We start from the raw sequence: 15135 nt of genomic DNA, 5'->3' as shown, positions 1-15135 counted from the left end.
TCTGTTAAAAAGATTAGGCGATGCGTATGAATAAGGTTATATGGAAAGATAATTTAAGAGAAATAAGGAAGTCCTTCCCACGTTTTCTATCAATATTTGCAATCATCGCATTAGGGGTTGCTTTTTTTGTGGGAATTCGTGCGACAGGTCCTTCGATGTTAAATACCGCGAGAATCCATTTTGAAAGCTATCGCTTACCGGATGGGCAGATCTTATCAACATTGGGCTTAGAAGATGAAGATATCGATATATTAATGCAAGAAGAAGGCATTACTGTTTTACCCATGCAGTCGGTACAGGCGACGATTCAACCCAGTAATCAATATGGAAAAATCTTAACTTATAATGGAGAAGAAAAAACGAACTTTTACAAGGTGGTTGAAGGGCGCCTACCAGAAGCTGATAATGAAATTGCCTTAGACCGAAAGTATTTAGATGGGCAAATTGATGTAATGGTTGAAATTGGAGACACGGTTAACTTAGAAGCGGATGAATCGAATTCTGAAGATGATACAACTGCCCCTCATTTCAAAAACTCTAGCTTTGAAGTAGTCGGCTATGTGGAAACACCGATTTATTTTGAAAGAATTTCACGTGGACAAGGCGGTAATAATGTCTTTGCTGTGGTTACTGATACGGCTGTAGCCGGAGATATTTACACAGAGGCTTATTATTGGGTGGATGCTGCGTCTCAATTTGATGCTTATACCGATGAATATAATCAAGAGGTGAATTCTGTACATGAATCATTAGAAGTGGCGTTTGATGGCAGGCCCGAAGTGCGTTTTGCTAGCTTGCAAAATGAAATAAATGAGGCGATTGCTGATGGACAAGCTGAAATCGATGATGGCTATCGACAATTATCTGATGGAGCAGCAGCTTTAACAGAAGCGGAAAAAGAACTGCAACAAGGCTGGCAGGATTATTATGCTGGCTTGGATGAATTAGCCAAAGGAGAAGCTGATTTTAAAGAAGGTTTGATTGCTTATCAAGAAGGTGTAGATGACTATAAGGCTGGCTTAGCAGATCTTGAATCAGCGGAAGCTTTATTAGTAGAAAACCAAGCAAGCTATGATGCGGGTTTTGCTGAATACCAAAATGGATTACAAGCCTATTATAACGGCATTGCCTTAGGCGAAGAAACCTTAATAAATAATCAAGCTCTATTAAATCAAGTGCAGGCTGAACTGGCTTCTGGTTACCAAGAATTAGTGGCTGGGCAAGAAGCACTTGACTTAGGAAGGCAAGAATTAATCAGTGGGCGTCAACAATTTATGAATGAAATCATTGGGTCTGTCTCAAATGGTGACATGACCAGTGAAGAATTAATTGGAGCCATTAGCAGTCAAAGAGAGCAAATTCAAGCGGCACAAGCTGCTTTGCAAACGCAAATTGAGCAAAGTGATAATGCTGAGCTCATTAATCAATTAACACAAGCCCAAAATCAATTAGCTGAACTCGATCAATTTATGGGCCAGTCTGAAGGTCTGTTAACACAGCTTTTAGCAGGTGAAATTTCACTTGAACAAGCCCAGGAAGAATTAGTTGCAGAAAATGAAGAGCTAAAAGCGTTGCTAGAAGGACTCGGTTTATCAACGGATATTTCATTAGCGGATTTATTAGCAGAACTAGGCAGCCAACGTGAAACGATTGTAGCTGAAATTGACCGCTTAGAAAAAGAATTAGCAACTCTTCCGGAACAAATTCAGACTTTAGAGGGAAAAATTGCCAGTTTAGATGCTGAAATCAGTCAACTTGAAATATTAACACTTGATAATCAAACAGCCGTAGATGCGCAACAACAACTAGTGCAAACGGCCGAGTCAGATTGGTATTATCAACAAGAAATTTTGGCAAGTCAACAAAATCAATTGAATGACCAACAAGTTTACCTGGATTCCTTATACAGTCAAAGAGCTGCTTTGTTGGCTGATCCTGAAAACAATCAGGCTCAAATTGATAGTTTAAATGCAGAGATTTCACAAGCGGAAATTGAGTTTGCGAATAGTCAAGCGGCAGTGGAAGCACAAACTAATGTGACTTATCAAGCAGAAAGTAATTTTCAACAAGCATCAGTAGCTTTGGAAAACTTACAGGCTGAAAAAGCAAATAATCAAAGTCGCTTAGAAGATTTACGTGCTGAACGTGATCAAAAGCAGGCTGAATTAAATCAGTTAAGAGAAATCGACCGTAATCTCGATTATGATGCACTACAAGCACAGCTAGATGAATTGCGTGCTCAAGAAAAAGAACTAAATGAACAAATGACACTCTTAACAGAAGCTGTAGACCAATTGAATCAAGCAGAAGCAGAAATCACGCAAGGCCAAGCAGCATTGGATCAAGGTTGGGAAAGTTATTATTCTGGTTTGGCGCAATACCAAGCAGGTCAAGCGGCATTGGACAATGGCTGGTCCGTCTTTGAGACAGAAAGAGCTCAAGGCCTTGCGGCACTCAATCAGGCAGCCAAAGAATTAGAGTCTGGTCGTCAACAACTAGAAGCTGGTTGGGAAGAATTTTACGCGGGTCAAGCAGAACTTGAAGCAGGTTATGAAGAATTACTCGAAGCAAAAGAAGAAATCATTGATGGCTACGCGTCGTTACAGGCTGGTCGCGATGAAGCCATGGATGGTCGGATGGCACTAGAAATCGGCCAAGAAAATCTAAGAGCCAGTCAAATTGCTTTTAACAAAGAAGCCAATAAAGCAATGGTCGATTTACGACAAGGGCAAATCGATCTAAATGATGCGAAAATTGCCTTAGAGGATCTCACGGCACCTATTTATTTTGTTAATCAAAGAGATAGTTTTGACGCCTATCAATCCGTATACGAAAATGCCCAACAAATTACGGTGATCAGTAATATCTTCCCGGTCTTCTTTTTTGGTATTGCGATTCTAGTAACCTTTACGACAATCAAACGAATGGCAAGTGAACAAAGAAATTATATGGGAACCATGAAGCAAATGGGTTATCCTAACCACGTCATTCTATCTAAATTCATTTCTTATGCCGGTTTAGCGAGCATTCTTGGCGTTATTGTGGGAATTATATTAGGCTATGTTATTTTTCCACCAGTGATTGTTAATGCCTATAATTTATTATTCTACTTTGATACACCAATTGTTGAAATTTCAATCCTATTAAATATCTCTGTCGCTATCATTGGGATTGGTTGTGCGCTTATACCCGCAATTACGACTCCTTATGGTATTTTAAAAACCCAAGCGGCACTCTTACTGCAGCCGGAACCACCTAAAGCAGGTAAGAAGACCTTAATCGAGCGTGCTACTTTCTTATGGCGTCGCCTAAGTTACAAAACACAGATGACGATTCGGAACTTATTAAGATACAAAGGCCGAAATTCAATGACCGTCATCGGTGTCGCGGGCTGTACCATGTTAATTGTCACCGGATTTGGTATTTCAACAACCATTTCAAATATTGTTAGTGCACAATTTGATGACTTACATGGTTATGATAGTATCCTAATGTTAGAAGACGACTTAAGCGAATCAGAATTAAGTGACTTCCAAGCCTTGGTCGATCAAAAAGCAGATATTGAATTATACAACCAAGCTTATACTGTTAATTATGACACCAATACGCAAGAAGCAAGTCAATCGGTCAGTGTCATCGTCCCAATGGATGATAACTTTACAGAGATAATAACTATCCGTGAACGAGATGCTGAATCAACACTGGATTTATTCACAACAGGTCCTGTCATCACCGAACGCTTAGCTGAATACTTAAACATCGGTGTAGGGGATACTTTTCATCTACAGGATTCGAAGAATCAACCTTATGAAATAAAAGTAGGCGCCATTACTGAAAACTATATTGGTCATTATCTCTATATGACGCAGGCAGACTTTGAAGAAATATTCGAAGACGAACCAATCACGAATAGTTATTATTTAGCCTATCAAGCCGATACTGACCAAGCTTTATTTGAAGAAGAAATTTCAGAGGAAGCATCTGTTTTAGCCGTTGTGAATGTTGAAACCATTAGTAGTAGTGCGAAAAACTCAATGGAAAGTTTAGACTTAATTACAATTGTTTTGATTATATCAGCGGCCGGTTTAGCCTTTGTTGTTTTATATAATCTAACCAACATTAATGTGGCAGAGCGGATGCGAGAATTATCAACCATTAAAGTCTTAGGTTTTTATAATCGAGAAGTAACGATGTATATTGCATCCGAGGTACTTGTTTTAACCTTCATCGGATCATTGATCGGACTCGGTTTAGGAACAGTTTTAAATCATTATATTATGAAAACCATGCAATTGAATAATCTCCTATTTTATCCAAGGATTACCATAATGGATTATATTTTATCGGTGATTATTACCTTTGTTTTTGCATCCATCGTTATGCTGGCGATGCATTTTAAACTGAAGAAAATCGATATGGTTGAAGCTCTAAAAGCCGTAGAATAAATATCACTGTCAATAAAAAAGTGTAAGGAAAAGTTTCTTGCACTTTTTTTATCTAAAAAAATAGCTTAATAATGTAGGTAATCATATTGTAACTGTAAAATAGAAGTAAATTGTGCTACAATTCAGGAAGTAACATACAAATTTAATTTTGTATTTAAATGACATTTAGGAGGAAATTGCATGCAGTGTCCTAACTGTGGTAGAGAAGTTAGAAGTAAAAATCAATGTGCATATTGTGGACATGTCTTTTCAGAGAAAGAAGTTACTAAAAACCAAAAAGAAGTGCAAGAAGTTGTACCAAGAACAAGAAAAAAGCGTAATGTTGGTGGTTTTGTATGGAATTTAGTAAAAATTTTGCTAGCTGTAGCTGTACTATTTTTACTAATCATGTATGGACCAGGGTTAGCTAGCAGTTTATGGGACCAATTAGGATTTGGTAATGATAATCAAACCCATGTTGTTGAAAGTATCAGTGAAGAATCTGAAAGTTCTAGCGAAGGTGAAAGTACTTCAGTAGCCGTTACAGATTCAGTTGATTCAGAATCAACTGACGATTCTAATACTGAAGAAGATTCTGCTGAAAGTTTGGAATCAACTTCAGAAAGTGAAGAAACTGAAGTTGCAGAAATAACAATTGATAATTCAATGGTCAATACCGATGATTATCCAATCATTAATGTAGAGTTAGAATTCAACAAGCCATTAGGGAATTTAACAGCTGGTGATTTTGAATTTGCTATTAATTCCAATGGTTCAACGACTGACATTGAGGATTTCTCCTTACTACACAAAGATCAAACAATTACAATTTCGTATAATGATCCTAGCTTGCAAGTAGTAGCGGTGGATAACCAAGAACAAGTTTTACAAGTGAAGTCACAAAGACTAGGAATTGATCAAACGGTTGACATTGAACTACCAGATTCAGGCATTAATGCAGAACAGTTTGAACAATTCAATGATACCATCAATACACACTTGAATGATCTAGGTGAAATTTCAGCGGTATTTAATGATACGACAGCCGATGTGCCTTTCGTTTATGATAACCATAGTGTGGAAGCTTCAAACTTGATTTCATGGTTTGTCCTACAAGCAACATATGAAGCGATAGAAGACGGTGACTTTACGCTAGATTCATCCATTACCATTTTAGATGATTTGAAAGCAGGGAACCAAGAAACGCCTGTAGCACAAGCTGAAGATGGGTCACAATTATTAGTGAGCGAAATCATTTTAGCTGTTGTGCAAGATCATGATGTTTCGGCAGTTAATCACCTAATTCAAGCAACCGGTGGTCCAAATAGCTTTAATATGTGGGCTGCACAAGAAGGCTATTTCTCAACTAAAATCAATCAATTATTATCCGTATCAGATAATGGAGCGATTTCTGGTTCGTTTACAAGTGCACAAGATATTGCTTTATTACTTGACCAACTAGCAAATGATGAATTAATTTCGCCAGAAATGGATGAAGCCTTTAAAGAAGTCTTGTTACAAACCCCATTAACAGAAAAATATCCAGTGGGTAATGAACAAGTAACCAGACGCTATGAATTAGCAACATTAGATACAGATACATCAAATCAATATTATTCAGGAATTTTAGAAACCGAAGATGCTGCTTATATTGTGGTAAGTCTAGTAACAGACTTTAGCGATTCTGAAGCGGTAGTAGTTGCTACAGCCGATACGGTTTTAGAGTTAGTTACTTACTTTGAAACAGGTGAAATTGCAGAAGAGACCGAAGAAGAATCAGAATTAGAATCTGAATCAGAGTCGGAATCAGAGTCAGCCGAACAAGTGACGATTATTGATGAAACTGAATCTGAAGAAGTTCCTGTAAGCCAAGAGTCTGAACAAACAGAATCAACACCGACAACAGGTGCTGGATCAGGTGAGTATTATATTCAATATGTTGAGAATACAAATGAGAATATTTATTTACCAGACCGTAGTATTGTGAATGCAAATGGTCAACGTGTTGAACCTACATGGTGGTATGACGAAAGTACACAAACTTATCGCTACCGCTTTGACTAGACAATATTTAATAAAAGTGTAATTAAAGCAATAAAAACCGCACAATCAATTATAGTAATTCACACATGGCGACGATGTCATGGCAACTATAAAGATTGTTCGGTTTTTTATGTAATAAATTGAGGTCATCCTAGTTGCAAATTAACCTAACAGGTGTATAATTAAGTAAAAAATACACGTGGAAGGTGATATAAATGAACTCAGCATTAATTCAAATTGTTGTGTCCGTTATAAAGGAAAAGTATGTGAGTGAAAAAGCCTTTTATTCAGAAAAATTGGGTATTTCACCACAAAGTTGGGATCGTTGGAAAAAAGGGGAACAGGGCTTAAAATATGAAAACATTAAGATTTTAAGTACTTTGTTTACCGATTATGAATGGATGTTAGTTCAAAAAGTTGTCCGTAATGCCGAAATTATTCCAGAAATAATGGCTGATCCAGTGACGGAATATAAATATCTCAAATATCAAATAGCCAAAACATGGGTTAACCATGGAATGGTTCGCCTAGAATGGCATCATTCGGATTTAAATGAAGAAGATAGTAACCGTAAATCGAATATGACAATCTTACAATTGATCGCTGACTATAATTTCTGGGGCTATAATGATATCATTGAGATTCGTTTACCAGGTGTTTTAAGACAACAAATTGCCTATGATGAGGTAAAACTCCTACAATGGTTTGATGACGAAAGTGAGAAATTAAAGGATACTAATAATTAAGCGGTAGTTTTACCGCTTAATATCTCTTAAGTGGTGAAATTATGGCAAGAAATAAGCAAGTTAAAAGAAAAACAAGCAAGTATAAGAAAAAAACGAAATCTTCCTCCTTCCTAAAAACCTTAAAGTCATATTATCATTCGCTGACGAAACGGGTGGGGCAGATGACGATTTTTTTAACCATTCTTGGTATTTTGTTTGTATTGTTAGCAATACAAGTTCGGAATCAAACAGGCTTACAATTTACAGAATTTACATCATTTGAAGATGATAGCCGAATCGAATTTGTCGAGTCAATTGCACCAAAAGCCCAGCAATTACAATCGGAGTATGGGATTTTTGCTTCTGTTTCAATGGCACAGGCCATGCTTGAATCTGAATTTGGTCAAAGTGAATTAGCCAGTGCCCATAATAATTTGTTCGGTGTTAAAACCTCAGCAGCTGACCCCGAGGGAGTCGATTATCTAACCTCAGAGTATGTAGATGATGAATGGATTGAAATTGTTGATCGCTTTAAGGTCTATCCTAGCCGTGAAGCGTCTATGCAGGCTCATGCTGAATTATTATATTATGGAACGAGTTGGGATAGTGACTTTTATGACCCTGTTGTTAATGCCGAAACAGCCTTTGAACAAGCTGAAGGCTTACAAAAAGCTGGCTATGCCACTGACCCAAATTATGCCGATAAGATCATTAATTTAATCAATCAATATGATTTACAGCAATATGATTTAGTAGAATAAACAACTTCAACCCCGACTGCCATTACAAATGATTCGACCGAGTTAGAAACAGAATAAGTCTTAGTTACCGAACTGTAATATACAAAAGCTGAAAAACATTTGAAATAAGAGGCTCAATCGCCTATAGTAACGTTATAGTAGTATTTATTAAGTTTATAAGGAGATGGCTGAATGCCCCAGAGACATTATCCTGGTGAAACAATAGGAATTATTGGCAATTCTATGGCTTCGGCACTACTGGCTCAATCTGCAGGGAAACTAGGTTATCGAGTTGCTAGTTTGGTTACTAATGAAATCAATCCTGTGAGGCAATTTTCGAGTTGGCAAACGGTCACTCAGAGGTTGACGGATGAAGTCTTGCAACAATTTGGTAGTCGTGTCGATCTTGTTGTGACTGAGAAAAGTTTATTAACCAATCGAGATTATTTATTATTAAATGAAGTAACGGATATGCCTTTGTCAGAAGATTTAATTGCGATTACGACAGATCGATTAATTGAAAAGGCCTATTTAGATTCGATTAAAGCTTTAGTTGCACCATTTTCTATGGTGACCAATTTATCAGACATTAAAGAAGCGATTGAATATATTGGGTTTCCATGTATTTTAAAGACAACTCAAAGACATACTAATCACGCGCATGACCATATTGTTTTATATAGTGAAGAAGATTTCCCAGAAGCTGAATTAAAAGTTGAAGAATCAACTTGTATTTTAGAAGCATGGATTCCAGCTGAAAAAAGAGCGTCGTTAACAGTCATTCGTAATGAGCGTGGTGAAATGTTGGTTTATCCTGTTTTTGAAGTGATCCAGACAGAAAATATTGGCACACAGGTTCGCTATCCAGCATCTATTCAACCAATGATCGAGCAAGAACTTAATCGATTAGGCCTGATGATTGCTGAAAGTCTGAATTTAATTGGCCCTTTAACCATTCAATTTCTCATCACCTCAGCCGGAGTTATTTATATTAATAATGCCAGCATTGGATTAAATGAAGAAGCAATATTTACGATTGGTTCAATGTCCGATTCACATTTTGATGTGTCTCTAAGGGCATTAGTTGGTCTGCCTTTACCGGATTTAAGACCTCTTAGCCAAGCGGCCATTGCTATTCCACTGGCTTCATTAAACATTGAAAAAGTTCTAACCCAATATATGTTACGGACAGATTGGAGTTTTGTGCTCTTCAATCCTCTAGGAAATCAACCACAAGATTTAATCGGTCATGTCATTATAAATGGGGATTCAATAGCGAATTGTAAGCGTCAAATTGAATTAACTGAAATTAATCATTTTGATTAATTTTTTATAGCAGTAGGCATTGCTGTTTAGCATCGCTTACTGTTATTTTTTGTTATAATATACAAGGAAATAAAAGTGTGAAATGAATGCTATATAACGGACAAGTTGTCCGTTTTTCACATGATTGGAGGAATGTTTGTGTCGACACAATTAATGAACCAAATAAATACCTTAAATGATCAACAAAAGAAGGCTGTTTTAACGACAGAAGGCCCTTTGTTAATTGCTGCTGGAGCCGGAAGTGGGAAGACCCGTGTCCTAACTTACCGGATGGCTTACCTGATTGCTGAAAAACAAGTCAATCCTTGGAATATATTAGCTATCACCTTTACGAATAAGGCAGCTAATGAAATGAAGGAAAGAATTTCGGCACTCGTACAAGATGCTGCCGATTCTATCTGGGTTTCTACCTTTCACGCCATGTGCGCCCGTATTTTAAGACGTGAAGCAGAGCATGTTGGTTATGAACGTAATTTTACGATCATTGACCAGGACGAGCAAAAGACGCTAATGAAACAAGTTTTAAAAGAGTTAAATTTAGATACCAATCGTTTTAATCCAAAAGATATGCTGTGGATGATTGATGAAGCTAAAAATAATAATCAATTACCTAAAGACTATAAAATGACCCATTCAGGATACATTGACGAGATTAACGGAAATGTCTATTCACTTTACCAAAAGAAACTAAAAGCGGCGAATGCGATGGATTTTAATGATTTAATTTTGCTAACTGTGCGACTCTTGCAAAATAATGAAACAGTTCGCTCTTTTTACCAACACAAGTTTCAATATATTCACGTGGATGAATATCAAGATACTAACCAAAGTCAATATCAGCTTGTTCAGCTATTAGCAGGTATGTTAAAAAATATCTGTGTTGTAGGAGATGCTGATCAAAGTATTTATGGTTGGCGTGGGGCTAATATGGAAAATATTATGAATTTCGAGAAAGATTATCCTAATGCCACCGTAATTTTATTGGAACAAAATTACCGTTCAACGCAAAATATTTTAAATGCTGCGAATAGTGTGATTGAAAACAATATTAACCGTAAAGATAAAAAACTTTGGACGCAAGCAGAAGAAGGAAGCAAAGTTAAATATTATAAAGCTAGTACGGACATTGAAGAGGCTTCTTTTGTTATCCAACAAATCTTATCGGCTAAACAAGACTATCAACTTAAAAATCATGATTTTGCCGTTCTTTATCGTACCCAAGCCCAGTCACGTAACTTAGAAGACCAATTTTTAAAGGCTAATTTGCCTTATAAAATTGTTGGAGGTTTAAGATTCTACTCTAGAAAGGAAATTCAAGACACCTTAGCTTATTTACGTTTAATTGATAATCCCAATGATAATATTAGCTTTAATCGAATTGTGAATGTACCTAAAAGAGGGATTGGCCCCACAACCGTTGAACGTTTGGCAGATTTTGCTGATAGTATGAATCTTTCATGGTTTAATGCCATTGAAGAACTCCCTCATTCTAATTTACCTAAGGCTGCCATTCAAAAGCTATCATCATTTAGACGTTTGATTAAAGCTCTACAACAACAGGCAGAATTTCTAAATATTACAGAGCTTGTGCAACAAGTTTGGGAGCAAACAGGTTATGTCATGGCATTACAAGAAGAAGGATCGCTAGAAGCGCAAAATCGAATTGAAAACTTAGATGAATTTGCGTCGGTTACCCAGCAATTTGATGAATCAGAAACAGTGACGATTCAAGAAACAGATCCTGATTTTATTGAACAAGATGCTGAAAATGATGGCCAAGAAGAAGAAAATATCGCTGCTTTAACCCAATTTCTGACCGATATTTCTTTAGTTAGCGATGTAGCTGATGATACCGAAAGCTCGTCTCAAGTTACTTTAATGACGATGCATGCGGCAAAAGGTTTGGAATTTCCATATGTATTTATTGTGGGGATGGAAGAGGGTCTTTTCCCTCTACGTCGAGCAGCAGAAAGTGATGATGAGTTAGAAGAAGAGCGCCGACTTGCTTATGTTGCGATGACGCGGGCAGAAAAAGTTCTTTATATTCTTTCTGCGCAAAGCCGCTTATTTTATGGACGTTATCAGCAAAATTTACCGAGTCGCTTTATTGAAGAAATTGATCCCCAATATTTAGAGCGCATTGGTCTAAGCTTCCAACATCGATTACAGTCTAATCGTGTGACTGTCACAAGCCGGAATTCTCGACAATCAAGTTCCGCTTCGAATAAAGTGAATTTAAGTAAAAATCGCCCTATCAAAACAACGATCCATCAAAGCGCTGAAAAAATTGATTGGAAAGTGGGCGACACCGTTGAACATAAGGCCTGGGGCTTAGGCACCATTGTGCAAGTGAAAGAAAATAAGCAAGACACGACTTTAAGTATTGCCTTTAAATCTCAAGGAATTAAAGAATTATTAGCCGGTTTTGCTCCAATCAAAAAAGTTTAAAATAATGCGTGGCACAAGCTGATTAGTGCTTATTTAAGCAAACATTAAATGTCGATAATTAGTACGCATATTTAACAGTTTTTTGATATACTAGGATGGATAATGTTCTAATTTTGATGCAAAGGAGTTCGGTTATGGAAGCATCTGAACAATCAAATAGTCTGCAAAGACAAAGACTAGAAGATTTAAAAACACAACTAAATGATTATGCCTATCAATATTATGTACTCGATAAACCTACCATTTCTGATGAACAATATGATCAACTATATCGAGAATTAGAAACGATTGAAAACCAACACCCTGAATGGATTACAACAGATTCACCTACACAAAGAGTGGGCGATGAATTAAGTGAAGGTTTTCAAAAAGTAAGGCATGCCGCTCCTATGTATAGTATGGGAAATGCCTTTAATATGGATGAAGTAGCCGCTTTTATCGAACGTGTAACACGGCAGGTCGGGACAAACGTTAGCTTTATGTGTGAATGTAAAATCGATGGTTTGGCCATCAATTTGACCTATGAAGAAGGTCGCTTTGTTCGTGGCGCTACGCGTGGTGATGGGGAAATTGGCGAGGATATTACGTCGAATCTAAGAACTATCCGTTCGCTACCTTTAAGACTCACGCAAGATATTTCGACAGAAATTCGTGGGGAAGCTTATATGGCAAAAGATGTCTTTGTTAAATTAAACGAAGAACGTGATGAAGCCGGGCAAACACCTTTTGCCAATCCTAGGAATGCTGCTGCAGGTGGTTTAAGACAAATTAATCCTAAAGAAGCAGCCAGTCGACAGCTCAATATCTTTTTATATAGCGCAGTATATAATGATAGTTTTAGACCTGCGTCTCAAGCAGAGTTATTTACTGGATTGGAAGAAGCGGGTTTGAGGACGAACCCACTCCGTAAAGTCTGCCAAAATATTGAAGAAGTTGAAGCCTATATCAAAGAGGTTGAAGCCAGTCGTCAAGACCTTCCTTATGAAATTGATGGGGTTGTCATCAAAGTGAATGAAGTTGCGCATCAAGAGGCGCTAGGTTATACGATTAAAGTGCCACGTTGGGCGATTGCATATAAATTCCAGGCTGAAGTAGCTCAAACCCGTGTGATTGATGTGGATTGGACTGTGGGAAGGACAGGCGTTATTACTCCGACTGCAGTGATGGAGCCGACACAGTTAGCAGGTACGATTGTCCAAAGAGCTAGCTTACATAATATTGATTTGATTAAAGAATTAGATGTCCGTTTAAATGATCAAGTGATGATTCATAAAGCGGGAGATATTATTCCGGAAGTCATAAGTGTTCTGATCGATGAACGTGATGAAAGCAGTGAACCGCTGAAAATACCTAGTCACTGTCCTGAATGTGGTTCGTCTTTAGAACGTTTTGAAGGGGAAGTGGCCTTAAGATGTGTGAATCCTCTATGTCCAGCACAGCGTCTAGCTCAAATGAGTCATTTTGTCTCAAGAAATGCGATGAATATTGTTGGTCTTGGTAGTCAAAAAATTAAAAATATGCTAGCCATTGATTTGGTTAAGGATGTAGCTGATTTATACTATCTCACGATGGATGATTTACTGAAGTTGGATAATACGAAAGAACAATCTGCCAACAAATTATTAAATGCGATTGAAGCCAGCAAAACAAATGAACTTGAACGTTTATTGTTTGGTTTAGGTATCCGACATGTCGGTTTGAATGCTGCTCAATTAATTGCTAGACGATTTAAATCGATGTCAGCGATTATGGCTGCAACTGAAGATGAATTGGAGACAATTGATGGAATTGGCCCAATGATTAGCCAATCAATTGTTTCTTATTTTGAACAAGCAGAAAGCCATACCTTAATTCAAAGATTAGTTGAAGCTGGTATTAATATGGAAAACGAAGACGATGATGAGATAGCGCAAGCAGCTTTAGAAGATTCGTTTTGGCTAGATAAAACTGTTGTTTTGACGGGTAAAATGGAACGTTATTCTCGCCCAGAAGCCAAAGCTATTTTGGAACGTTATGGAGCTAAAGTAACGGGAAGTGTCTCTAAAAAAACTGATATTTTAATCGCAGGTGAGGATGCCGGTAGCAAATTAAGCCAGGCAGAATCTTTAGAGGTGGAAATTTGGGATGAAGCCCAATTTTTAGCTCATATAGAAGAAGGGGAAGAATAAGATGAACAAGTGGTTTAAACCATTAACGCTAGTCATAAGCGCTAGTTTGTTACTTTCGGGGTGTTTGACGAATTTGGATGAAGAAATTTCATCCCAAGAGCCAGTATCTTTAAATCAAGTAACTGTCCAAACAACATCCAATCAAATTTCTGATGACTATTACCGGGCGGTCATTCGTGATGGGCGCTATCAATTAAGTGATGCAGCCAACGCCTCCTATAGTTTATCTTCTAGCGGGAATATGGAAGCATTTGAAGCGGGATTGGTAAGGGTCAGTCAGGATATTTTTCCAACTGATCAATATTTCTTACAAGAAGGTCAACTTATTGACTTAAGTACCATGACTGCTTGGGTGGATAGAGAATCAGCCGACAATCCTGAAGGCTTAAATCCGGCTTTACCAGAAAGCACAGAAGTCGTAGAATCCGTTGAGGAGAGCTCTTCAATTGATCCATCAGAAACCCCTGAAGATCCTACAGCAGAAGAGTCTACTCCAGAAGAAGACCAAGTCATCGTTAATGCCAATGCAACACCCATTTATTTAACGCAAATTATGGAAAAGAATATTATGGTTGAGACTGAAGAAGGCTTTAATATGGCCGGTATCGTTATTGGCCTAGCGATGAACAGTGTTTACCAATATACAGATGCGGATGGCAATCAGTATGAGCAAGAAATATCCATGGGTGAAATGCGTGAGCGGGGTAAAGCTTATGCCAATATTATTGTTGGCCGATTAAGAAATACACCAGAATTAAGAAATATTCCAATCGTAGTGGGGATATTCCGTCAATCACCTAACAATGATATTTCTGGTGGAACTTATGTTGCAGATGGTATTTCGCGTGAAGGTAACTATGTCACTGACTGGACTGATCGTAATGAATATCGGGTAGCCTTACCACAATTAGGTGGTGGGACGAATGATCAATATATGTATTTTGATTTATTCTCAGAAGATATTGTAGGCTTCTTCCCGCATCTCAATGGGATAACTGGAGAAGCTTTGTATATTGATGGTGGCTTAGCTAGCTTAAACATCAATATAATGACTCAGTTTTACTTACAAACAGAAATAGCAGCACTCACACAATATGTGACGGATGTGGCTTATAGCCGCTTACCGGAAGGCATACCCATTGAAATTAAAATTGAATCAATCGCTGGAGTTGAAGCGGTGGTTTCCCGTTCAGCTGTGAGTAGTGAATTTAGTGGATATATTTTCCGTCAATAAGCATAAATAAAATTGGAGGTTGACATA

The 15135-nt window shown here is 37.6% G+C and carries 8 protein-coding genes; all 8 read left to right on the top strand.

The window, feature by feature from the left end:
* The first annotated feature begins 26 nt into the window (after window positions 1–26).
* The 8 genes from ACTQ54_RS08185 to ACTQ54_RS08150 all read left to right on the top strand — a co-directional run bounded on the left by ACTQ54_RS08185 (window position 27) and on the right by ACTQ54_RS08150 (window position 15108).
* Window positions 27–4445 carry an FtsX-like permease family protein gene (locus ACTQ54_RS08185; RefSeq protein ID WP_441755836.1) on the top strand — a complete coding sequence of 1473 codons (4419 nt, stop codon included), beginning with the start codon at window positions 27–29 and terminating at the stop codon, window positions 4443–4445.
* Between the two features lie 180 nt (window positions 4446–4625).
* Window positions 4626–6488: a serine hydrolase gene (locus tag ACTQ54_RS08180; RefSeq protein WP_441755834.1), complete on the top strand. Its 1863-nt coding sequence runs from the start codon at window positions 4626–4628 to the stop codon at window positions 6486–6488.
* A gap of 194 nt (window positions 6489–6682) precedes the next feature.
* Complete coding sequence (locus ACTQ54_RS08175; protein ID WP_441755832.1) at window positions 6683–7213, top strand: hypothetical protein; 531 nt, start codon at window positions 6683–6685, stop codon at window positions 7211–7213.
* Between the two features lie 41 nt (window positions 7214–7254).
* Window positions 7255–7953: a glycoside hydrolase family 73 protein gene (locus ACTQ54_RS08170; protein ID WP_441755830.1), complete on the top strand. Its 699-nt coding sequence runs from the start codon at window positions 7255–7257 to the stop codon at window positions 7951–7953.
* A gap of 171 nt (window positions 7954–8124) precedes the next feature.
* Entirely contained in the window at window positions 8125–9258 is a 1134-nt protein-coding gene (locus ACTQ54_RS08165; protein ID WP_441755828.1) for an ATP-grasp domain-containing protein, read from the top strand.
* 132 nt (window positions 9259–9390) lie between these two features.
* Window positions 9391–11706 (top strand): DNA helicase PcrA, encoded by a 2316-nt coding sequence (pcrA, locus tag ACTQ54_RS08160; RefSeq protein WP_441755827.1) that lies wholly within the window; start codon window positions 9391–9393, stop codon window positions 11704–11706.
* A 134-nt stretch (window positions 11707–11840) separates the two neighbouring features.
* Complete coding sequence (gene ligA, locus ACTQ54_RS08155; RefSeq protein WP_441755825.1) at window positions 11841–13874, top strand: NAD-dependent DNA ligase LigA; 2034 nt, start codon at window positions 11841–11843, stop codon at window positions 13872–13874.
* Between the two features lies 1 nt (window position 13875).
* Complete coding sequence (locus ACTQ54_RS08150; protein ID WP_441755824.1) at window positions 13876–15108, top strand: CamS family sex pheromone protein; 1233 nt, start codon at window positions 13876–13878, stop codon at window positions 15106–15108.
* Window positions 15109–15135 lie beyond the last annotated feature (27 nt).

The sequence above is a fragment of the Fundicoccus sp. Sow4_H7 genome (genome assembly GCF_052115865.1).
GTDB lineage: Bacteria > Bacillota > Bacilli > Lactobacillales > Aerococcaceae > Fundicoccus_A.
Note: the sequence above shows the minus strand (reverse complement) of the source record. Positions and strands in the feature narration are given on the sequence as shown.